Origin of the sequence: Pseudomonas siliginis, from assembly GCF_019145195.1 — a bacterium.
Lineage (GTDB): Bacteria > Pseudomonadota > Gammaproteobacteria > Pseudomonadales > Pseudomonadaceae > Aquipseudomonas > Aquipseudomonas siliginis.
The window spans coordinates 56,613-79,351 of sequence record NZ_JAHSTW010000001.1 but is presented as its reverse complement, the minus strand read 5'-3'; the positions used below and the strand labels follow the sequence as shown (position 1 = coordinate 79,351).

The 22,739-nt window shown below is 57.1% G+C and carries 19 protein-coding genes and 1 pseudogene; 8 read left to right on the top strand and 12 right to left on the bottom strand.

Translation table 11 applies throughout. From position 1 onward, the window contains the following. Window positions 1-45 precede the first annotated feature (45 nt). The 3 genes from pstA to pstS form a co-directional block, all read right to left on the bottom strand. Window positions 46-957, bottom strand: a complete 912-nt coding sequence (pstA, locus tag KVG87_RS00350) for a phosphate ABC transporter permease PstA (protein ID WP_110646555.1) — start codon at window positions 955-957, stop codon at window positions 46-48. Beyond that, window positions 957-1,922 (bottom strand): phosphate ABC transporter permease subunit PstC, encoded by a 966-nt coding sequence (gene pstC, locus KVG87_RS00345; RefSeq protein ID WP_024012838.1) that lies wholly within the window; start codon window positions 1,920-1,922, stop codon window positions 957-959. The genes pstA and pstC overlap by 1 nt, the downstream gene beginning before the upstream one ends. Window positions 1,923-1,996: 74 nt before the next feature. Further along, window positions 1,997-3,028, bottom strand: coding sequence for a phosphate ABC transporter substrate-binding protein PstS (gene pstS, locus KVG87_RS00340; RefSeq protein WP_051600442.1), 1,032 nt, complete (start codon window positions 3,026-3,028; stop codon window positions 1,997-1,999). Window positions 3,029-3,341: 313 nt separating this feature from the next. Here pstS and KVG87_RS00335 point away from each other — a divergent pair, with 313 nt between their 5' ends. Beyond that, window positions 3,342-4,781 (top strand): ATPase domain-containing protein, encoded by a 1,440-nt coding sequence (locus KVG87_RS00335; RefSeq protein WP_122507245.1) that lies wholly within the window; start codon window positions 3,342-3,344, stop codon window positions 4,779-4,781. Between the two features lie 23 nt (window positions 4,782-4,804). After that, the gene (locus KVG87_RS00330) at window positions 4,805-5,164 is read left to right on the top strand and encodes a response regulator (protein ID WP_122507244.1); all 360 of its coding nucleotides are present in this window, start codon (window positions 4,805-4,807) and stop codon (window positions 5,162-5,164) included. Here KVG87_RS00330 and KVG87_RS00325 read toward each other — a convergent pair. After that, window positions 5,159-6,115 carry a fimbrial protein gene (locus KVG87_RS00325; protein WP_056785684.1) on the bottom strand — a complete coding sequence of 319 codons (957 nt, stop codon included), beginning with the start codon at window positions 6,113-6,115 and terminating at the stop codon, window positions 5,159-5,161. The genes KVG87_RS00330 and KVG87_RS00325 overlap by 6 nt on opposite strands. Window positions 6,116-6,444: 329 nt before the next feature. Between KVG87_RS00325 and KVG87_RS00320 the strand changes: the two genes are divergently transcribed. Continuing rightward, window positions 6,445-7,029, top strand: coding sequence for a hypothetical protein (locus KVG87_RS00320; protein WP_217848492.1), 585 nt, complete (start codon window positions 6,445-6,447; stop codon window positions 7,027-7,029). A gap of 38 nt (window positions 7,030-7,067) precedes the next feature. Here KVG87_RS00320 and KVG87_RS00315 read toward each other — a convergent pair whose 3' ends face one another. The 6 genes from KVG87_RS00315 to KVG87_RS00290 all read right to left on the bottom strand — a co-directional run bounded on the left by KVG87_RS00315 (window position 7,068) and on the right by KVG87_RS00290 (window position 15,802). Beyond that, window positions 7,068-8,696: a methyl-accepting chemotaxis protein gene (locus KVG87_RS00315; protein WP_073474635.1), complete on the bottom strand. Its 1,629-nt coding sequence runs from the start codon at window positions 8,694-8,696 to the stop codon at window positions 7,068-7,070. Window positions 8,697-8,810: 114 nt separating this feature from the next. Then, window positions 8,811-9,272 (bottom strand): hypothetical protein, encoded by a 462-nt coding sequence (locus tag KVG87_RS00310; RefSeq protein ID WP_073474637.1) that lies wholly within the window; start codon window positions 9,270-9,272, stop codon window positions 8,811-8,813. A gap of 308 nt (window positions 9,273-9,580) precedes the next feature. Beyond that, entirely contained in the window at window positions 9,581-9,958 is a 378-nt protein-coding gene (locus tag KVG87_RS00305; RefSeq protein WP_016774580.1) for a type 1 fimbrial protein, read from the bottom strand. 102 nt (window positions 9,959-10,060) lie between these two features. Next, window positions 10,061-13,693: a transporter substrate-binding domain-containing protein gene (locus KVG87_RS00300; protein WP_217848490.1), complete on the bottom strand. Its 3,633-nt coding sequence runs from the start codon at window positions 13,691-13,693 to the stop codon at window positions 10,061-10,063. A gap of 7 nt (window positions 13,694-13,700) precedes the next feature. Beyond that, window positions 13,701-14,408, bottom strand: a complete 708-nt coding sequence (locus tag KVG87_RS00295) for a response regulator transcription factor (protein WP_217848488.1) — start codon at window positions 14,406-14,408, stop codon at window positions 13,701-13,703. Window positions 14,409-14,581: 173 nt separating this feature from the next. Then, the gene (locus KVG87_RS00290) at window positions 14,582-15,802 is read right to left on the bottom strand and encodes an EAL domain-containing response regulator (protein WP_024012832.1); all 1,221 of its coding nucleotides are present in this window, start codon (window positions 15,800-15,802) and stop codon (window positions 14,582-14,584) included. Between the two features lie 320 nt (window positions 15,803-16,122). On the opposite strand from KVG87_RS00290, the gene KVG87_RS00285 reads away from it, so the two are divergent. From KVG87_RS00285 to KVG87_RS00275, 3 genes are all read left to right on the top strand, one after another. After that, window positions 16,123-16,728, top strand: a complete 606-nt coding sequence (locus KVG87_RS00285) for a fimbrial protein (RefSeq protein WP_016774577.1) — start codon at window positions 16,123-16,125, stop codon at window positions 16,726-16,728. A gap of 68 nt (window positions 16,729-16,796) precedes the next feature. Next, on the top strand, window positions 16,797-17,546 hold the full coding sequence (locus KVG87_RS00280; protein WP_041478776.1) for a fimbrial biogenesis chaperone: 750 nt from the start codon (window positions 16,797-16,799) through the stop codon (window positions 17,544-17,546). A 197-nt stretch (window positions 17,547-17,743) separates the two neighbouring features. After that, the gene (locus tag KVG87_RS00275) at window positions 17,744-20,203 is read left to right on the top strand and encodes a fimbria/pilus outer membrane usher protein (RefSeq protein ID WP_225930725.1); all 2,460 of its coding nucleotides are present in this window, start codon (window positions 17,744-17,746) and stop codon (window positions 20,201-20,203) included. Between the two features lie 140 nt (window positions 20,204-20,343). Here KVG87_RS00275 and KVG87_RS00270 read toward each other — a convergent pair whose 3' ends face one another. Next, window positions 20,344-21,249: a LysR family transcriptional regulator gene (locus KVG87_RS00270; protein WP_076563151.1), complete on the bottom strand. Its 906-nt coding sequence runs from the start codon at window positions 21,247-21,249 to the stop codon at window positions 20,344-20,346. A gap of 118 nt (window positions 21,250-21,367) precedes the next feature. On the opposite strand from KVG87_RS00270, the gene KVG87_RS00265 reads away from it, so the two are divergent. Further along, window positions 21,368-22,294, top strand: coding sequence for an alpha/beta hydrolase (locus KVG87_RS00265; RefSeq protein ID WP_217848484.1), 927 nt, complete (start codon window positions 21,368-21,370; stop codon window positions 22,292-22,294). 94 nt (window positions 22,295-22,388) lie between these two features. Continuing rightward, complete coding sequence (locus KVG87_RS00260) at window positions 22,389-22,598, top strand: hypothetical protein (RefSeq protein WP_095179863.1); 210 nt, start codon at window positions 22,389-22,391, stop codon at window positions 22,596-22,598. Window position 22,599: 1 nt separating this feature from the next. Here KVG87_RS00260 and KVG87_RS00255 read toward each other — a convergent pair. After that, window positions 22,600-22,728 (bottom strand): annotated as a pseudogene (locus KVG87_RS00255) (protein CapI); the annotation flags it as partial. Window positions 22,729-22,739 lie beyond the last annotated feature (11 nt).

Below are 22,739 nucleotides of genomic sequence, written 5' to 3'. Positions count from 1 at the left end.
GGCAATTTGCGCAGTGGATACGTTCAAAATCAGATGCTCCCGTTCTTAATACTTGGGCTTGCCGAAAATCCGGCTGATGATGTTCACGAACAGCACGATCATCACCAGCACCAACGAGGCCGCCCATGCGAGCTCGAGCTGGTTATCGAAAGGCATGCCGGAGAAGTTGTAGATCAGCACCGCCAGCGAGGCAGTCGGATTCATGACATCGAGACTGCCCTGGTGGTAGATCCAGTAGTTGCTGAAGAGCGCGGTAAACAACAAAGGGGCCGTCTCGCCTGCGGCACGCGCCACGGCGAGCATCACGCCAGTCAGGATCGCCGGCATGCCGGTCGGCAAGATGATTTTCCAGATGACCTGCGAGCGAGTGCAGCCCATGCCATAAGCAGCATCTTTCATGATCTTGGGCACCATCCGCATCGATTCTTCGGCGGTCAGCACCACGATAGGCAGCATCAGGACGGCGAGCGCCACGCCACCTGCCGGTGCCGAATACGTGCCGGTGGTCATTACTACCAAAGCGTAGGCAAACACCCCCGCCAGGATCGACGGCAGGCCCGTGAGCATCTTGGCGGCAAAACGTGCGGCGTTCCCCAGCTTGCTGTCAGGCCCCAGTTCAGCCAGAAAAATGGCCGCCATGATCCCGACCGGCACCGCGATCGCTGCCGCGATACCGACCATCACAAAGGTACCCGCCATCGCGTTGCCGAAACCGCCGCCCATCTCGAAGCCGGTCGGCGGCAGTTCGGTGAAGACTTCCAGGTTCAGACGCGCACCACCGCGGGTGATCAGCATGTAGAGCACGGAAATCAGCGGCACGCTGGCCAGCAAAGCACCTGCCCAGACCAGGGTGGTCAGGATCAGGCTGCGCAGCGCACGGCCTTCGAACCTGCGTTGCAAGCTGGGCATCGCACCGGTTGGCGCCGTCAGGTCTGTTGCTGCGGTCAGATCAGTCATCACTTGTTACCCCGTTGGGCGTACATCATGATCATCGAGCCGAAAATGTTCACGATCAGCGTAATCAACATCAGCACGAGCGCGGCATACATCAACACCTCGATCTCGTTCGGCCCGGCTTCGGGGAAGTTCAGCGCCAGCAGAGCGGCAAGCGTGTTGGCCGGTGCAAACAACGAGAGGGAAATGTTGTTGGCATTGCCGACCAGCATGGCCAGCGCCATCGTTTCACCCAGCGCGCGGCCCAGGCCCAGCACCAGAGAGCCGAAAATGCCGGTGGCGGCCGAAGGCACCATCACTTTGAGAATCGCTTCCCAATGGGTTGTGCCCATGCCGTACGCGGCCTGTTTGGTTTTCATCGGCACAGCCGTCAGCGCGTCCTGCGACACGGCGGCAATGGTCGGCAGAATCATGATCGCGAGCACCAGCGCTGCGGGCAGCAGGCCCGGACCGCTCAGGGACGTGCCGAAAAAAGGTATCCAGCCCAGTTCGCTGTTCAACCAGGTCGTCAGCGGCCGAATCGCCGGGATCACCACATAGATCCCCCACAGGCCATAGACCACGCTGGGAATGGCCGCGAGCAGTTCGACGATGGTGCGAAACAGCGCAGCGAGCTTGGTCGGCAGGAAATCCTGGGTCAGGAAAATCGCCATGCTCACACCAAAAACACCGGCGATCAGCAACGCGATGAAGGCGCTGTAGAGCGTGCCCCAGATGGCTGGCAGAATGCCGTATTTGCCTTGGTTGACGTCCCATACGCTGCCCAGAAGCACATCGAAGCCGTGCTTCTCCATACCGGGAAGTGCCTTGCGTCCGACTTCGAACACCAGTGCAAATACCAGCGCCAGAATCAGTACCACACCGATGCGCGCCAGCGCGCGGAAGGTGCGATCAACCAGAAAATCCTTCGTCGAAGGCGGCTGGCAGGCAGAGTCGGGATTAACCGGTACGACAAAAGGTTTGTTCATGGGCTAAGTCCGGAACAGGGGGAAAACTCTCCCGGCGTGGCGCAGACGCACACGCCGGGAGAGACCTCACGGCGTTACTGAATGTTGGCGGACGCTTTGCGAACCTGTTCGACGACCGATTGCGGCAACGGGATGTAACCCATCGAATCGGCAATCTTCTGCCCCTCGGTCAGGCTGTATTCGACCATTTCACGCATGGCCTTGGCCTTGGCCGGGTTGCCATTGTCCTTGCGGAAAATCATCCAGGTATAAGAGGTGATCGGATAGGACTTGGCACCGTCCGGATCAGGCAGCCAGGCCACCAGGTTTTCCGGCATCTTCACCGCCGCCAGGGCCTCGGCACCGCTTTCGGCGTTTGGCACGACGTAATTGCCAGCCTTGTTCTGCAACTGCGCAAAGTCGACCTTGGCCAGCTTGGCGAAGCCATATTCGATGTAACCAATCGCACCAGGGGTCTGGCGTACGGTAGCGGTTACGCCATCGTTTTTCGGCGATTTGATGAACTTGTCACTGGCCGGCCAGTTGACGGTGTTGCCCTCACCCAACGCCTGCTTGAACTCGGCGTTGACGGTTGCCAGGTGCTTGGTGAATACCGCGGTCGTACCGCTGGAATCTGCACGCACGACAACGGTGATCGGCGTATCGGAGAGTTTCAGGTCCGGGTTGGCTGCGACGATCTGCGGATCGTTCCAGCGCGTGATCTTGCCCAGGAAAATGTTGGAATAGACGTCGCGTGGCAGCTTCAGGCCCTTGGGATTGCCCGGCAGGTTATAGGCCAGCACGATTTCCCCGGCGGTCATTGGCAGCAACTGCACGCCTTCGGCGACCTTGGCGATATCTTCGTCCTTCATTGCCGAGTCACTGGCAGCGAAATCCACGGTTTTGTTCAAGAAGTCCTGTACGCCCGCGCCACTGCCCTTGGATTGGTAATCGACAGTGACGCCATCGGACTTCTTGCTGAAATCCTTGAACCAGGTCAGGTAGATCGGTGCCGGGAAACTTGCTCCGGACCCCGTCAGGCGAACATTTTCTGCTGCAAATGAGGCCGAGGTGGCACAAAGAGATACCGCAATGGCGAGCGCAGCAGACTTCATCAAACTTTTCATTAAATGACACCTAGTGATTACGGGCTCCCGAACTCTGCAGCAGTTTTGTGACGATTTCATGAAAGCAAAGTGGCAAGCGTTACCCTCACGGTCCGCAGCAGCGCCTATGGATGTAATCGGCTTCCGGGTTTCGAAAAATCGAATCTTCCTGTGCCGGACTTGTCACTACCCCCTGATCCCGAGCAGTCACGTGCCAGGTTCACATTGCAAAAACGCTACTTTTCCCCAGCCTTTATGGCCCTCAACCGGAAATGGCGTTAGCATTTCACTCATTCGGCTGAACAAGCCTGTTTATTCAGATCAGGGTCGCATTGTGGAAAAGCTAAAACGCCTTCAAAGCGGGATCGAAGGGCTCGACGCGCTGCTTCAGGGGGGCTTTGTCGCCGGTGCCTCGTACATCATTCAAGGGCGTCCGGGCTCCGGCAAGACCATCCTTGCCAACCAGCTAGGGTTTCACCATGCCCGTAATGGCGGTCGTGTGCTGGTCGCCACGTTGCTGGCCGAGTCCCACGACCGCCTGTTCCAGTTCCTGTCGACCATGAGTTTTTTCGACGCTTCGCGAGTCGGCGCGGAAATTCAGTTTGTCAGCGCATTCGATACGCTGGAAAACGAAGGCCTCGATGAAGTCGTGAAACTGCTGCGACGCGAAATCACCCGGCAGAAGGCGACCGTCATGGTCGTTGACGGCCTGCTCAATGCACGTTCCAAAGCCGACTCGCCGATCGACACGAAAAAATTCATCTCTGAACTGCAAGGCCATGCCGCATTTGCCGGTTGCACCGTGCTGTTCCTGACCAGCTCGCGCCTGGATGACGGCAGCCCCGAGCACACGATGGTCGACGGCGTCATCGAAATGGGCGAAGAGCTGTTCGGTACCCGTTCGGTGCGCCGCATTCATTTGCGCAAGACTCGCGGCAGCGGCGCGTTGACCGGTCTTCACGAGTGCGAGATCACCGATAACGGCCTGGTCGTCTACCCGCGCCTCGAAAGTCTCTACAAGCGCCCTTCCGCCCCTGACAGCGCGGACATGACGCGCATTCCAAGCGGCATTGCTTCACTGGATGACATCCTCGGTGGTGGCTTGCACAGCTCCAGCGTGACGCTGGTCATGGGGCCTTCCGGGATCGGCAAGACCACGCTGGGTCTGAAGTTCATCGCACAGTCGACGGCCGAAGCGCCGGGCCTGCACTTCGGCTTCTATGAAAGCCCGCAGCGGCTGCGGCTGAAAGGCCGTTCGCTGGGCATTGATATCGAACACATGGAACACAGCGGTGCGCTGAGCATTGCCTGGCAGCCAACTACCGAAGGCTTGCTGGACGGCCTCGGCGCACGCTTGCTGAGCCTGGTCGATGAAAAAGGCATCAAGCGCCTGTTCATCGATAGCCTCAGCGGCATGACTCGGGTTTCAACCACACCGGAACGCATCACCGACTTTTTCAGCGCGCTGATGAATGAGCTTCGATCCAGAGGCGTTACGGTGTTCGCCTCATGGGAAATGCGCGATTTGTTCGGCTCCGAGGTCAGCGCACCGAACTCTGACCTGTCCAGTATTGTCGACAACCTGATGCTCATGCGTTTCTTTGAAAATCACGCTGAACTTCGCAGGACGCTTTCCATTCTTAAGGTACGCGATAGCTCCTACAACCCGTCGCGGTTCGAGGTGGTTGTACGCGATCAAGATGTGTTCCTGGAAAAGGCTTTGAAAAATGAACCTTCAGTCGCAGCTGAGTCATTGCCTGGTTCAATTTCGTAAGTCTTCAAGCGGGTTGAAATAACATGACCACCATTCTGGTAGTCGACGACGAGTATCTGATTGCTGACATTCTTGGCTTTGCGCTTGAGGATGAGGGCTTCATGACAGTGACCGCCAGCAACGGCAAGAAAGCGCTCGAGGTGCTGGAAAGAGAACGTCCGGCGCTGGTCATCACCGACTTCATGATGCCGATCATGGACGGCCTCGAATTCGCCGAAGCCGTGCGTGCCCAGCCGTCCGTCAAACACTTGCCGATCATTCTCATGAGTGGCGCGCAAGCGCACATCGGCATGCAGCGTTCGGATCTGTTTGATGTGGTGGTGCCCAAGCCGTTTGATATTGCGGTGATTGTGGCTGAGGTAAAGAGGCTGTTGGGCTCATAGATACTCGACGACAAAGGCAATTTCGGCATTGGCATCGCCCGCCCGCATTTGCGCATTGGAAGGCTCGATGCGCACGAAGCGGGCTTGCAAGGAAACGGATGCATTACCGCCGCTCGATGTTGGCGCTTTCATTATGTAATTCTGGTTCAGCTTGAGTATCGTCCTGTCACTGAAGCGCATTTGCAATGCCAGCCCTTTGGCAGTGGAATTACTGTTGAGGTGTACCACGCCGGTATCAGCGCTCCATGCAGGGCTGCCCGCAGTGGGCGAAAAGGAGTACCTGAAGTTATTGATTCCGGGAGGACAGTTTTTCATATCAAGAAAGAAGTATTTCTCCTTGGCATAGTCACCGTTCTGCAAAAAATCGCTCATGGTGTAGCTGCCCATATCCACTTTCACATCAGGCGTTTCACAAGACTGCGAGACGATCCGCGTGCCATTTGTATTCATTGCCAGAGGCTCGATTTCTGCAGCGACGAAGGTCCCAAGTTGGCCTGAGGGTATCGTCGCACTGCCGGAAATAGTTCCCGTCTTTACAAAACGCAAGATGTGCTCAGAACCATTCCAACCCCAACCGCCAGCAGTGTCGGTAGTTCCTGGAAAGCCTTTCCACGCTTTCCCCGATGGCGGTCGGACCCATTGCCAGCCGATTCCGGTATTTCCGATAGGAAAAATCTCCGCGCCCGGCTGAGTAACGCCGACAGTATTGCGTACACCTTCGTTGTGTACCGCAGAGCACCTGAATGAGCTGGGTATGGCGCCCAGGGTCACGATCGGGCTTTCATAGATAACCGTGCCGTTGGGCGTGTCACGAGGCACCGAGATCGTGGCTGGAAGAACCACCCTGACACTGCCCTTGGAATGGTCGGGATAAAATTCGCAAACTGCAGCCATTGCGTTAAATGGCAGTAAATACAAAAAACCGACAATTAAAACATGGGAAAACTTCATAGCAATCTCTCTGGACTCGCCGTGTTTGCAAACAATTGAATGGCGGACGATTGCGTAAACTATCAGCAGTAACGCCACCAAAGCGGCAGCAGACGATAATGAAAAAAAGGAGCTTGAGCAAAAAGTTTATTTATTCGCAAACAAGACAATTCTCATGGACCCACAAGAAACTTTAGATAGTCGGTTTAAACAAGAAGCCTTCTGCGAATTCGTTAACAAATGTTAGCCGTTATCGACATACGCAAATAGAGCACAATTTAAGACTCGTCTTAAAGGCCCAGCGAATCGAGGTTATTACACTGTCTACTCTTGATAGGAGAAACGATTCCGTGAGAGCCCTCGATACCCTCAATAGCTCAAAACCCCAGAGCAACGCCGCCATCTACTGCCTGACCATTCTTGCGCTGGCACTGATCGCCATGACTGTGGTCGCCGGCTACCAACTCAATGAACTGTTTCCACTGAAGGCTGTGGTGCAACAACAGGAGGTCCAACTCACCCAGCGCGCCGATGCAATCCAGTCGATGAGCGCAGAACTGAAGCGCCTGGCGGAACAGAAACGGGTTTTGGAAGCCGACCTGCTTAGCGCAAAGGAACAGGCGAAGGCCGCTGAGCACGCAAAAACCGAACTCGAAAACAATCGACAGGCAGCCCTGACCAGCGCGGCGTTAGAGGATGAAGATTCACTGTGCGCGATCATCGAGCAAAACATCCGACTTGTTGCGGACCAACTCAATCGCGACGATTTCTTCCGCCTGCGTGATGAGCGCGAAGCTGAAGCCGAAGCGGTACTTGAAAGCTATGAAAAACAACTCGCCAGCTGCATTGAGCAGTTGACAGCACAAACCGCATCGCCAGCACAAACTGACTCTGCACCCCATGCGCAAGACTTTGCTGCGCCGATCGAGCGCTGATCAAAAAGCCCTGGTAGCCAGGGCTTTACGTTTACTGATTAAAGTTTGAATTCCTTGGTCAATTTGTTCAGCGACGCCGCCAATTGCGACAGCTCCGCCGATGCGACTGCGGTCTGTTTCGATCCCTCTGCGGTTTCACACGAAAGGTCGCGAATGCTGATCAGGCTGCGATCCACTTCACGCGCAACCTGAGCCTGCTCTTCTGCAGCGGTTGCCATCAGCAGGTTTCGCTCGTTGATGAGATTCAGCGAGCCAGTGATGTCGGTCAGCACTTCGCCGGCGATATTGGCCATTTCGAGCGTTCTCTCGGCCTGAGCGCGGGTGTGGCTCATGGAGGAAACTGCGCGGCTGGTGCCCGACTGAATGGAGCTGACCATGGACTCGATGTCCTCGGTCGACTTCTGAGTACGCTGCGCCAGCCCTCTCACCTCATCGGCAACCACGGCAAAACCGCGACCCGCCTCCCCCGCCCGCGCCGCTTCGATCGCTGCGTTCAAGGCAAGCAGATTGGTTTGTTCGGCAACCTCTCGGATAACGTCCAGCACGCTGCTGATATCGCTCGCCATGGTCGATAGCGCCTGCACCTCAGCCGAGGTGCTGTGCACGCTGGACACCATCAGGTTGATTGCGGCTACCGTGTCGCTGACCTGACTTCGACCGGCAATGGCTGCCGCGCTTGATTCCGACGTCAGCTGCGAGGTCGATGCGGCGTTGTCTGCAACCTGCTCCACCGCTGCACTCATTTCAGTGACGGCGGTGGCGGCCATTTCGATTTCATGGCTCTGACGTTGAGTGATACGCGAGATATCTTCAGTGACGCCGTGCATGACCTCCGAGGTCTCGGCCAACTGCGTGGACGAATCACGGATCATGATCAAGGCATCTCGCAGACTGGTTTGCATCGCCGCCAATGACGACAGCATTTGCGCCGCCTCATCGGAGCCATCCAGCGCAATGGTTTCGCTCAAATCATTGGCGGCGATGCATTCGGCCACCCTTAGCGAGCCTGCAATGGGTACCGTCAGGCTGCGGGTATACAACACGGCCAGGGCCAACGAAGCACCGATCGCGATGAGAATGAACACACTGACGATCAACAGCGTGTGCTCATAGACATTGTCGGCCTGCTTGCCCGCCTCATAAGCTTCTATCTCGTTGAGAGCAATCAACTTTTTTAGCGCGACCTGTACGCCATCCGACGCCGCACGCATCTGATTCCTGGACAGCGCAATGGCCGCTTCAAGCTGCCCGTTCGCCACTGTTTCAAGGTATTGATCCTGCGCCTGATCGTTGACCTTCTGTGCTTTGGCAAACTCCTCGAACGCCTCGCGCCCGGCGTCAGTCGCCAGCAGGTCAATGAGCGCACGCTGATGATTTTTGATCATCTGACGCGACTGCTGGATGTCAATCAGGGCCTGCGCTTTGCGCTCACTCGTTTCAATGGGATTGCGCAAGCGAGCGTTGTTGCCCTTGATTTCGACGAACTCTCGATCGAGTTGGCCGAGCAGCTTGATACTCGGCACGATCGTCGTCTCGACGTACGTTTCTGCCTTGTTGAGCAAGTCGACTTGCTGCAGAGCGATCAATCCGATCGCGATAATCATGAGACAGAACAAGCCGAAACACAGCGCCGAACGCGGCGCGAGATTGAGTTTACGAAGCAGCATGATGCCTTACCTTAGAGTGTATTCAAGACAATGGGGTAAACGAGTGGGCAGCAGAGCGGCGCTGCGGTATAGCGCCTCGGCGCATACCTGGATCAACGCGGGAAGGTGCGGTAGCTAGCGGTTGGCGCACGGAGAGAGTGTGGAGTTGGTCGAGGCCGGCTCCGCAATTTCCTTGAGCGCCGGATCGGCCAGCATCAGAAAATCTGCCAGTCGCGGCAGATTGATTTTCGAGACCAGGCGCATCCAGCGTTGCGGATGCGGGTTGAAGAAGGTCTTCGACCACTGGTGATCATCGTTGGGATTGAAAATCAGCAGATGACGAATCAGCGGGTTTTCCCCGAAAAAGTCGAGCGGATCCATCGCCATTTCGCTGAGCAACTCAGCATTGACGACGACCAGGCTCAACCGTTGAGGGCAGTAATACGTCAGTATTTTCAGGTCACGATAAGTGCAAACGTTCAAGACGCTGAGACAGCCCAGCTTATTGAACTGCTGTTCGATCGACTGGCCTCTTCGCACGTCGCTGTCGGCGATCAGGATCCGCAAGGATCGACTGCGGTTATTTTCAAGAAACATCGGACACCTTTGGCAGCTCCATTCTTCCTTTCAAGAAAATAACCAAGGGCCAAGCTGCCTGATATGAGACTTGTCTCAAAAGTGAACGCAGGGATAGATAATAAAAAGCCACACCTTGACGACAGCCCACGCGATCGGCGCATGGTCTGGCTCAGAAAGTGTTGAAGGAGGGATTTTGCAACGCAGGGGAGTGGCGACAAGCCAGAAGCGCGGGACGGTTCTGTGCGAACCAGACAATTCTCATTATTAACGCCCCTTTTTGTCAGTAACCTTGAAACAAGGGGCGCAGACTCATTCTTTCCAAGCCATCAAGGCAGCGTCATCGTCACTACGTAATTACCGCTCGTTATCTGGTGACCCTTGTTGTCCGTGAGCAGCAAGCGCTGGTCGTAATAATCGTCCTGCTCATGAGTATCGGCAATCACCTTCACAAACACCTGCTGGCGCGACTCACCTCGCCCTGCCGCACTGACGTTGTTCACGGTAAAAATCTGCCCGGTGCTTGCCTGGGGGCAATCAAGCAACTCGACAGAAGAATGGCTGGCGCCACTGGCAATGCAACTTGCCTCGACAATTCGACCGCTGAAGCGAATCACTCCGCTGACCGGCGCAGACTGGGCTGCGCTGACGGTGTCAAAACCGAGCAGGCAAAGGCAGGCAATCAATAAAGGACGTCGAATGATCATCGCGAAACTCCATGGTTATTAACCAAGGTATCGCCCGCTGCAAAATGATCTTTAACGTCAGCTTCAATGCAAGGCCAGTCGGATGGTCATGAGCCGATACGTTTACAGCTCGATCCGTTTGATTTTCTTGATCAGATCAGCCTGTGCATGCTCCAGCTTCAATGCACTGCGATTGAGGTCCAGCGGATCGATAACAGGCGCCTCGCACTCGGCTTCAAGCTCGTTACACGCCTCAATGACCTGATGCTCGGCAACAATGCGCGCCGCCCCCTTGATGCGGTGCGCCAGGTCAGCCAACAGCCCGGGATCGCTTTCGGGTATTAGCGAATGCAACTCCTCCAGATCCTTTTCGCAACTCGACAGCGCCTCGCGCAGAAGTTCTTTCATCATGTCGAGATCGCCTCCGGTGAGCTCGTCAAGACGCTCGCGAATCGAACCCAGCTCCTTGATAGTCGCCGCAGGCGGGCTTTCAAATGGCTGGGTTTCAACATTTTTTTCCCAGCCTGCAAGCATGATCGACAAGGTGCCGAGACTGATCGGTTTGAACAGACAATCATCCATCCCGGCCTCCCGGCATTTCACTTTTTCTTCCGGCTGCGCGTTGGCCGTGAAGCCCAGTACGATGCACGGCGATCCACCACTTTCGCGTTCGTCCTGGCGAATGGTGCGGGCCAGCTCATAGCCGTTCATGACCGGCATGTTGCAGTCCGTGATCACAATGTCGAACGGCTCCGAGCGCCACAGCGCCAATGCCTGGGCACCGTCGGCGGCATCACGCACCGCCTGGCCAAGGAAACTCAGCTGCTGCGTCAACAGCAGGCGGTTGGCGCTCTGGTCATCGACTACGAGAATCCTGAGTGTCGGTACCGGTTTGTCCTGAACAACCGAAACAGGCAGCACTTTGCCGCCAAGCGGGCTGAGAATATTGAAGAACAGCGACACTTCCAGGCACGTGCCTTTGCCAAGCGTACTGGTAATGTTCAGCCGCCCGCCCATCAATTCGCACAATGAACGGGAGATCGCCAGTCCCAGACCGGTGCCGCCTCTGCTGGAGGGACCATGATTGGCTTGGGAAAACGGCTGGAACAGATTCTGCAGATCGGCGCTGGAAATGCCGATGCCGGTGTCCTCGACCTTGAGGTCGACCTGTAAGCGTTCGTCAGCGAGACGTTGGCCGCGAATCGAGACGCTGACATGACCGGTGTCGGTAAACTTGATCGCGTTGCCCACCAGGTTCGAGAGCACCTGCTGGAAGCGCATCGGATCAACCAATACGTCACAGCCGACAGTGGCGTCGATGTCGAGCTTCAGCACCAGACTCTTCTGCCTGGCCAAGCCGTCGAACACCCGCGCCACGGATTCGACCAATTCGCGCAGGTTGGCACGTTTCGGCGAAAGGCTGACATGGCCCGATTCGATGCGTACCACATCGAGGATATCGCCGATCAGTTCCAGCAGACCTTTTGCCGAGTCGTATGCCACTTCAATCGCCGGCCGATCGAAGTGTCCCTGCTCGGCACGCTTGAGGGTAAGTTCGAGCATGCCGATCACGGCGCTCATCGGCGTACGGATTTCGTGGCTCATGGTCGCCAGGAACGTGGTTTTGGCGCGGCTCGACTCGTCAGCCAGCTCTTTCGCCGAACGCAACTCCTCGATGAGTTCACGGCGTTCGCTGATATCGATCCAGCCGCAGATCACGCCTCTGACTTCACCCGCCGTGTCGTGATACGGCTGGATCCAGTGGTAAATGATCAGCCGCGTATCACCGACATGCAGCGTGCGATCCACCTCGTAAGGTTCGTCCTGCTCGATGACGCGCAGGTAGTCGTCGTGAAATTGCAACGCCTCCTGACGATTGCGCTTGCCGCTTTCGAGCACGGTCTTGCCGATCACGTCCTTTTCCAGCAGGCCAAATGTTTGCAGATAATTATTATTGCAGGTGACAAGCCGACCTTCACGATCACGTACGTAGATGGGATGCGGCGTGCCGTTGATCAACGCGCCCATGAACTTCAACTGATCGCCCAGCAAGCGCTCTGCCCGGCTGCGTTCGCGGATCTGCCGGCGAATATAGAAATTCCACGCCAGCGATCCCAGGATAATCAGGAACGCGCCAGCGCTGATCTGGTAGATCAGCGCCTTGTAATCGCGCCACGACAACCCCGAAAACGCTGCAATGGGACGCCACCTGTTGAGGATTACGTCCAGCTCATCCGGCGGAATGCTCAGCAACGCCTTGTTCAGAATGCTGACCAGTTCGGTATCGGCACGCCGCGCGGCGAAAGCGAGGAAGCCTTTGTTCATGCCGACGATGTTGGAGATACGCAAGCTGTCGCTGTAGATGTGGGCGATGTAGTAGCGCGCACTGTGCAACGTGGTAATCATCGCGTCCGCTCGACCGTCCTTCACGTCAGCCAAGGCGCCCAGAACTGTTTCGTTATCAACGATCTCGATGTCGGGGTAGTCCTTGAGCAGCTCACGCTCAGCCGAACTTTCGGGCACTGCGACGCGCTTGCCGCGCAGCTCCTGCAGGCTTGAAGGCGCGCCTGCGTCCTTGGTGGTGACGATCACAAAGGGGCTGGCAAGGAACGGATGAGTGAAACGCATGCCGACTTCCCGCGAGACCGTTGGTGTCAGCAGAGAAATATCCGCGCTGCCATCCAGCAGACGCGTGCTCAGACTGGAAAAGCTGTCGGTGCGCTCGACATTGATCTGCAAGCCGGTACGCCGCTGGATGAGCTCGAGCAGATCAGCGCCGATCCCGCCAAAGTTGCCGTCACCATCAAAGAATGCAAACGGTGCCTGATCGTCATTGATCACGAACCGCGCGACCGGATGCAGCTCAAGCCAACGTGCTTCGCCGGGTGTCAGGTCAATGCGTTTGGGCGTCAGCGCCCCGCCGCCGCCCGACCAGCGCTTGGTAATTTCGGCAATCTTCGCATCACCCAGCGACTCGAGGGTCGAATCGATCAGACGCAGCAATTGGTCGTTGCCCCGGCGCAAGGCAAAGCTGAAACCGCTGGTTTGGGTTTTGACGAAAGAGTGCAGCCGCACATAGTTGAAGTAGTTGAGGTTGATCAGGTAATTGCTCGACACCGTATCGCCGAGAAACAGGTCGACCTTGCCAAAAGCCAGCGCAGCCAGTGCCAACTCGTTCGATGGAAAAAGCACGAATTCGGCGTTGGGGTATAACGCGTGTAATTGACTGGAAGGCAGGTAATCGTCGGCAACCGCAATACGCAAACCGGCCAGATTGGCCGGCATCGGTCGTCGATCATCGCCGCGCATGAACATCGCCGGCACGTCTTCGACATAAGGTTTGCTGAGCGTGACGAGGCCATCGATCAATTCGAAACTGTTGGAACTGCCCAACATGTCAATGTCACCGCGCTCAAGTGCGGCCATGGCGTCACGCCGGTCAGGGTAAGCCTTGACGGTAATCTCGACATGCAGTGCCTGACCGATAATGCAGGCGATATCGGCGGCAATCCCCTCATAGCGCGTACCGCTGGCGGTCATGACATAAGGCGGGAAATCCGGAAGCGCAGAACCCAATATCAGGCTGCGCTTTTGCCGCAGCCAACTCCAGTCTTCATTGGGCAGATCGACTTGCAGCTCCTTGCAGTCCGAGCGACCGAACACCTGCAAGGTGCGCGGCTCTGCTGCCAATAACACACCACTACTGAATACGAAAAGCACACTGATTAGCAAAACACCGCGCAACAGATGAAACATAAGCGTGTTATCCCTGGTTGTCGGCTGTCAGGCTGTGCTGCAACTTGAACAGCTCTGCGTCACCACGAATGCCAAGCTTTTTGAAAGCGGCCTGTTTTTGCCCACTGATGGTTTTGCGACTGCGCGAGAACTTCAAGGCAATCTGCGTCACCCCCATCCCCTCGAGACAACAGCGCAAGACTTCTTTCTCTTTAGGTGACAGCAGAGGATTACTGAGGAAATCGTCGCTGTGCGCCGCACCGTCGTCATTGGCACCGGCAGGTTCATCGACCGACGCAGGCAGCACATCGAGTTCGAAGGCCATTTCCGGCGACAGATACAACTGCCCGGACGCAGCACTGCGGATGGCGGTGATCAGGTCATCGACCGACTGCGACTTGCCGAAGAATCCGCTGACGCCCGCCCCGATCGCCATGTTCACCACCGCCGGGCGTTCTTCGGAAGATGAGACGAGGATGCGCATGCCCGGATATTGCTTGCGCAGCAGGCGGATCAGATTGAGCCCGTCCAGCTCCCCATCGTGCAGTTTGTAATCGAGTATCAGCAGGTCGATGTCGATTTCGCGCAATCCGGCGAGCAACTGCGCGCTGCTGCCATACACACCTACGACACTGAACTCGGCTTCGCGCGTCAGCCGCGACTTCATCGCCAGACGTATGAGCGAGTGATCATCAAGGATGGCAACGCGTAACGGATTCACGACTGACCAATGCATGAACAGCTCCATGATGAAGAGTGTTGGAGGACCATCAGCACTTGGCAACCGCAGCAAATCCCGGGCATCACCGAAGCATTCAGGTGCATCTGATTGATTTCTCGGCACATGATGAGTGTTTTAAAGGCGTGACGAAATAGGGCTTTGTCCCAAAAGTCAGAATGCCGCTTGCATCAACGATCGGACGTGCCTATTGCGCGGCGCCAGGACGACTTCTGGCCTTCGAAACGCCAGTCGACCAAATGCGCCCAATTCATCGGGCGAGCATAGAAGAAGCCCTGCCCCCACTGACAACCAAGCCGCGCCAGATGCTGAACCTGATCTGCGGTTTCAATACCCTCTGCCACCACGCGCATGTCCAATTCCCGGGCCAGGGCCAACGCCCCGTGGATGACCGCGCTGTAGCGCGCCTGATGGAAATTCTGCACGAAGCCGGCGTCGAGTTTGATTTCGTTGAACGGCATCTGGCACAGCCGCTCAAGTGAAGAATAGCCGACACCGAAATCATCGATTGCCAGACTGAAGCCGAGCATGCGCAGACGCACCATGTTTTCCATGCTGATCTCGGGCATCTGCAGCAGGCCGGTTTCCGTGAGCTCGAAAATGAGCCCAGCTGGCGAGGCGCCATGGATGCGCAACAGCGCCTTGATCCGGTCGACAAGATTCGGATTGGCCATCTGCGTCACGTCGAGATTGAACGCCAGCTTGAACGGCTTGCCGTGAGACTGGACGAAGCGCTGCAGACTCAAGCCTTGCGTGAGCAGGCTGAAAAACATCTCATCGAGCAGACCGCAACGCTCGATCGTCGGCAAGAACATGCCTGGCGAGAGCAAGCCGCGACTGGGGCTCTGCCATCGCACCAGCACCTCGGCGCCATCCACCTCACCACTGCGCAGATGAAACTTGGGCTGGAAATAGGCGCGAAATTCCTGACGGCGTATCGCTTCGAGCACTTCGTTCTCCGAAGGCTGATCGAGATGACTTTCCACCACTTTGGCATCGCCCGGAGTGTGCGGCCGATAACGCGCCAACAATGGCCCCAGCACATCGACCATCAGAGGCTTGCCGACACTGCCAAGCAATTCCAGCCCCTGCAACGTGACAATCCGGTCAACCGTGCGCAACAAGTCTTCAGGCAGTGAACTGCAGATGATCACTGCACGAATCAAACCGGCCTCTCTCGCCAGGCGCAAGAACGTCAAACCATCCATCCCGGCCATGCTCAAGTCACACAATGCAACGTCCACGCCTCCAGCCTGGGATATCACAGCCAGCGCATCCTTGCCGTCAGCCGCCTGAAAGATATTTTTGTACCCCAGACTATTAAGCGCACTGACTGCCGCCGTGCGCTGAAAGGCGTGATCTTCCAAGACCAATATACGAAGCGTGTTCACAAACCTGGAACCTCTTTCTATCAGTCGTTAATAGCGAAAGTTTGAATAATCTTTCAAGCAGGACGCCCGCTCACAAACTTTGCGTTGACTGAGAATTTCTGCATCCGTGAATACTAGCCAGACAAAGACCGCACGACTTTGAGAATTGTCTCATTTGGTTCGCTGCACCATTACCGCAAATATGAATACGCCACTGCCATATTACTGACTGGCTCGCACCTTTATCGCTTTAAGACAAATCCCAAAGACCCGCCACCACCGCACACCTAATATGGCCTGGCATTTCAATGCAGCACTTCACAATAACTTCGGATATAAACATGAAAAAGTTCGCTTTCGCAGTACTCACTCTTTCCGTACTGGCTGCCTCCACTGGCGCAGTGGCTGAAGAAGAAGCGGCCAAAGCTGTCAAGGGCGGCAGCGGTCAAATCAGCTTCACCGGCGTTATCAATAACGACGCTTGCTCGGTAGATGGCGCCTTGGGTAACGACAAGATGATTGCCGTGGACATGGGCAGCGTGTCGATCAAAGACATGGGCACCGACTCCGCTCCGGGCGCCGGTCGTGTGGCCGCCAACGATTTCAACCTGAAAGTGAACTGCAACGCTGGCACCAAGGTTTCGATGCTGTTCAAACCAACCGTAAACGGCGGTTCGGGCCTGGTTGATGGCAAGAAAGTTCTCAAGCTACAGGGTGCAGACGCGGCCAAAGGCGTTGGTATCGCACTGCTGGACAGCAATGGCCAGTTGATCGACCTGAGCTCCGAAGCCACTGCCAAAGTGCAGACCAACCTGACTGGCGACGCAACCACAGGCGGTGACGGCACCCTGTCGTTCGCAGCCGCTTACGTCACCACCGGCGACAAGACCACCGCTACTGCCGGTACCGGTAACGCCACTCTGCCGTTCGTTCTCGAATACGAATAAGCAGCCCGCAATACCTGGACGGGGCCGCTGTGCCTCGTCCTTCCCGACCAGATTAATCGGTGAAATCTATGTTAAGTCGCTACTTTCCGCTTTGCCTGGGGCTTGCCGGGGTGTTGATGACGCACTCGGCATTCGCCAGCATCTCCTTGAGCTCCACCCGGATTATCTTCGATGGTGCGCACAAAGAGGCGAATGTCACCGTGCGCAACGGCGGACAAACCATTCTGGCGCAATCGTGGCTGGATGCCGGCGACACGGCTGGCAGCGCACCGCCTTTCGCAGTTACTCCACCACTGGCCAAACTTGAGCCCAATCAACAGCAATTACTGAGGATTCTTTATGAAGGCCGCGGCATGCCTGCGGACAAGGAGTCGGTGGTATGGCTGAACGTGCAGGAAATCCCCCAGGCCAGTGCTGCCGATGTCAACACGCTGCAATTGGCGGTACGTCAGCGTATCAAGGTCTTCTTCCGCCCGGACGGACTCACCGGTGATGCCGCAAAGGCACCGGAGCAACTTGCATGGCAATTGGTCACTCAGGCTGGCAAGTCGGTGCTGAAAGTAAAAAACCAAAGCAACTACCACGTGTCGCTGGCGGATCTGAAAGTCGTTGCAGGGAAAAAAGCGGAATTGGTAATTGATTCGACAATGATCGTTCCAGGGGAAGTTCGCTCATTCAATCTGAAAGATCTGCCAGCTGGTACTTCGCATTTGAGTTTTTCAGCAATTAACGATTACGGCGCACAACAACGATTCGATGCACCACTAAGCGTTGCCGAAAGCCATGCCGAGCGCGTGAAAGATGCCTCCGCCCAGTAAATCCCCCGCCCCACCCTGCCAACTTACAAGCTATTCACAAGTTCCGGACTCCGGTTGAAGCAACACGGACTGATAAGGCAAATTGCATGTTTTCCTCCCAACACCACACATCTGAAAGTTGTGTTAAGCATCATGTTGCGCGCCAGAAAAACAAAGCGGCGTTGGGCTGCCTGCATCCATTGTGCTTTGCTATCAACATGGCCATTTGCGGATTCGCCGTGGGCGCCGAAGCCCCGGCCGCAGTGGCGAGTGAATCTTTCAATACGCTGTTCCTTGAAGGTTCATCGGCGGTCGATCTGCAACCGTTGCTGAATGCCAACAGCGTCTTGCCAGGCCAATACCGTGTCGACGTGTTCAGCAACGGCACGCTGGTCGGGCGTCGCGATATCGATTTCGCGGCCAACCCGGTCAACGGCAAAGTCGAGCCACGCATCACCCTGGAACTGTTGCAGCAGCTGGGTGTGGACATGCGCAAACTGCGTGAGCAGGGTCTTGTTGACGAGCAGCACCCTGCCGATCACTACGACCTGCCTGCAATGATCGAGCAAGCGAGTCTCAATTTCGATGCCAACCGCCTGCGCCTCAATATCAGTGTGCCGCAGGTCGCCATGGCGCGTGGCATGCGCGGCTATGTAGATCCAGAGCTTTGGGACCAAGGTGTGGCCGCCGGTTTCATCAACTACCAGCTGAGCAGCACCCGCAGCAAAACCGATTACACCACGCAAATCTCCAATAACCTGGGGCTGCGCAACGGCATCAACTTTGGTGCCTGGCGTCTGCGCAACGAATCCAACCTGAGCAGCTCCACCGGCCGGCCCAACCGTTTTGTCAGCAACCGCACGTTCATCCAGCGCGACCTCACGGCGATCAAGGGGCAACTGAGCGCGGGTGAAATCTTTTCCGACTCGGATCTGTTCGACAGCGTGCGCTACCAAGGCGTCAAGATCGCTTCTGATGAAGGCATGCGTGCGGACAGTGAGCGCGGTTATGCACCGATCATTCGTGGCGTGGCGGAAACCAATGCGAAGATCGAGGTCCGCCAGGACAACTACATTCTCTACACCACCAATGTACCGCCGGGTCCGTTCGAGATCAGTGATATCTACCCATCGGGCTCCAACGGTGACCTGGAGATCACCATTGTCGAAGCGGATGGTCGGCGCAAGGTAACCCGGCAGGCGTTCTCCGCCCTGCCGACGATGGTGCGTGAGGGGCAACTGAAGTACAGCCTGTCGAGCGGCAAGTTCAACAACAACAGCGAGGGCTATGACAAACCGGCTTTCCTTGGGGGCACTTTCGCCTACGGCTTGACCAGCAATCTGACGGGCATTGCCGGCATTCAGGCGAGCAACGGCTTCAAGGCGCTGTCCATCGGTGCGGCGAAGAACACCTCGATTGGCGCGATGTCCCTGGACGTTACGCAATCGTCCAGCAAGGCATTCGGCAAAACTACCCAGGGCAGCAGTGTCCGCGCGCTCTATGCAAAGACCTTCACCGGTACCGATACCAGCTTCACTCTCGCCGCCTATCGTTATTCGACCGAGGGTTACCGCACGCTGACCGACCATGTGCAGGACACCAGCGCTGGCGCTACGCGGCGCGCGGGCAATGCCAAAACCCGTACAGATCTCACGGTCAACCAGACCCTTGGCGAAGCGCGCCAGTTCGGCTCGCTTTATTTGAATGCCAGTGACCAGCGCTATTGGGATCGCGGTGGCTCGCGCAGCTTTTCCGCCGGCTACAACAACAATTGGCGCGACCTGAACTACAACATCAGCCTGAGCAAAACCCAGGAATTCGGCGCACGCGGTGACACCAGCAACGATACGCAATTAAGCGTTTCAATATCGTTCCCGCTCGGATCGACACCACGCGCACCGCGTGCCTACGTTTCCAGTAACCATCAGAACGCCGGTACCAGCACGCAAGCCGGGATCAATGGTTATCTGACCGAGGACAGCGACACCTACTATTCCGTGCAGACCGGGCGCAGCGTCCAGGGCGAGCGCTCTGGCTCGCTCAGTTTGAGTACCCGTACGTCGATGGGCGATCTGGGCTTTGGCTACAACCGAGGCAGCGGCTATGAGTCGCAGAACCTGAGTGCGGCCGGATCGATCGTGGCTCATGCCGGCGGCATCAATATGGGCCAGACCGTCGGTGAAACGTTCGGTCTGGTGGAAGTGCCCGGCATGTCGGGCGTCGAAGTCAGCAGCTATTCGGGTGTGAAAACCGGCCTGAACGGCTATGCGGTTCTGCCTAACGCGCAACCGTACCGCGTGAACTGGGTAACGCTGGACACGCGTAACCTGGGCGGTGAGATCGAGCTGGACAATGCCACCCAGCAACTGGTGCCAAGACGAGGTTCGATAGTTCTTGCACGCTTCGAAGGCAGCAACGGCAGACGCGTCCAGTTTGAACTGTACGATGCCAACGGCCAGCCGATTCCATTCGGCGCGGTGCTGTTGGATAGCGACGGCAAACAACTGGCATTGTCAGATCCGACGGGCAAGGCCCTGGCGCTGGTGACCAAAGATCACGGTGTCATCACCATCAAGTGGCAAGGCAAAAGCTGCCCCGTGCCATACAAGCTGCCGGAAAAGGTCGAAGGTTTGAACTACGAGCAATATCGGTTGGCTTGCTCTTCGAGCGCGAAGTAGACCGACCGCGAGCTTGTCACCCTACGCCCCCTCAGCCAGAACTCAGCCCTGATGATTCAGGGCTTTTTAATGCGCACAGTTTGGACATTGCCGTCATCAATAACATCGGAGTTTGCAAAACAGCTGCAATGACCAGGCAATCACTCCCAAGGCGCCGGTGACCACGCTTCCACCAGCCTGTCGATAAACAGCCGAATCTTCGGCGACAGGTGTCGCTTGCTCGGGTAAATCACCCGGATCGGCTCGGCAGCCTCAGCGTACTCTGCGAGCAACTGCACGAGCTTGCCACTGCGCAAGTCATCGTTGACTACATAGGATGGCAACGTCGCGATACCGAGGCCGGCGGCAGTCGCCTGATGCAAGGCTTCAGCGCTGTCCATCTGCAGCCGCCCGGCGTGAATGACCGGCACAGGCTGACCATTGACGCGAAAATTCCACGCCAGCAATCGGCCGCCGCTGACGAAGTGCAGGCACGCATGCCCGGCCAGATCTTCGGGTGTCTGCGGTGCCGGATGTTCTTTCAGATAATCGGGCGAGGCACAGGTGATCATTTGCTGGTAAGCCACCGTGCGCGTGAGTAGTCCGGAGTCTTCCTTGGGCGGACCGATGCGAATCGCCAGATCGAAACCCTCGTCGATCAGGTCGACCAGCCGATCGGAAAACGTCGCGTCGATGGCGAGCGACGGCCAGTCTCTCAAGCAGCGCTCGATGTGCTGCACAACGTGCAGCCGGCCCAGTGCTACCGGCAGGCTCATGCGCAAGCGGCCGCTGGGCGTCGAACGGCGGAACGCCAAGGCATCTTCGACCTCGTCCAGATCCTGCAGGATGCCCACACATCGCTCATACAGCACCCGACCATCGTCGGTCAGGCTCAGGCTGCGGGTGGTGCGGTTGAGCAGGCGGACCTGCAAACGCGATTCAAGCCGCACGATCGATTTACCAACGGCCGAGCGGGTCAGCCCGAGTTGCCTGGCAGCCGCCGTAAAACTTCCGGTATCCACCGAGGCGACGAAGGCGGCGATGTCGTTCAGGTTATGCAGTTCCATGTGGCCTCCGGGTTTGGCATTCAGGCGGCTTGGCACCGGTTATGGGGAACCCCATTCCCCAATCATGAGCATACCATCTCGATTAGTTAAGCCATCACTAACGTCTGATCGAGGTCATATGAACATTGAAGTAAAAGCAGCTGTAAAAACCTGGGCCAACAGCCTCAGCGATCTGGTGCCCGTGCTGAAGGGTATCGATACCACCACTAAGATGAGCGACATCCGCGATGCCTACGCAAAAATGTTAGGGCAGAATCAAACACCGGCTGGCGTGAGGTTTGAAGCAGTCGACATGGGCGGCGTGCCCGCTACGCTGGTGACTCCGGATGAACTCAAGACCGACGCGGTGCTGATGTACATCCACGGCGGTGCCTACATCGTCGGTCGACCTGACGGCTACCACGGCATCGGCGGCAACTACGCAAAAATGCTCGGCGCGCGGGTGTACATGCCGGATTACCGCCTCGCACCCGAGCATCAGTTCCCCGCCCCCATCGATGACACTTTGCGCGCCTATGAGTGGTTGCTTGAGCAGAACATCGCCGCCAGCAAGATTGCCTTCGCAGGCGAGTCGGCGGGTGGCGCGATGGTGGTCAGCGTGATGGTCGCGGCAAAATCCAAAGGCTTGCCCTTGCCCGCAGTGGGTTCGTCCATCTCGCCTTGGGCCAACCTCGAACACACCGGCGCCTCCATGAGCAATCGTGAAGGCCTTGACCCGCTGAACTCCAAGCCCGTGCTGGATATCCTCGCGCGAGCCTTTCTCGGCGACACCTTGGCCAACCATCCGCTGGCGTCGCCGGTGTTCGCCGACGTCACCGGACTGCCACCGATTCTGGTGCAGATCGGCGAAAACGAACTGATGCTCAGTGACGCCATGCGTCTGGCCAATCACCTGGCGGACAACCGCGTCCGGGTCAATCTTGAAGTGTGGCCCGGCATGTTTCACGCCTGGCATTTCTACGCGGGCATGCTGGCCGAGGGGCAGCAGGCGCTGGAGAGTTCGGTGCGGTTTATCGAGGCGGCGTTGATTGAGGCTAATCGCTGATCAGACAGCATTCGCTGCTGATTGGGGACACTTCTGGCTGTATTGCTCGGCGCCTTGGCGGTATGGTGATTTGCCGACCGCCGAGGAACCGTGAATGCCGAAAAAACCATCAGCCCCTGAGAACACCGCCAGTGCAGCCGACATCGAACGCGCCATTCTGGCCTTGAACAAAATGGCCGAACGCCTGTGGGGCGACGGGCGTGAGGCCGAGGCCAAGGCGCTGCTCGATGCACTGGATGCGTTGAACCGCGCCCTCGACCGGATCCGCATCGGTGAAAGTCGCAGGGCCGTCACCCTGCACTGAATCAGACCTGATAGAACTCGCGATACCACTGCACGAACGCTTGCACGCCCTGCTCGATCGGCACCTGCGGGCTGAAGTCGATGCAGCGTGCCAGCGCCGACACGTCGGCCCAAGTCTTCAATACATCGCCCCAGAAATGAG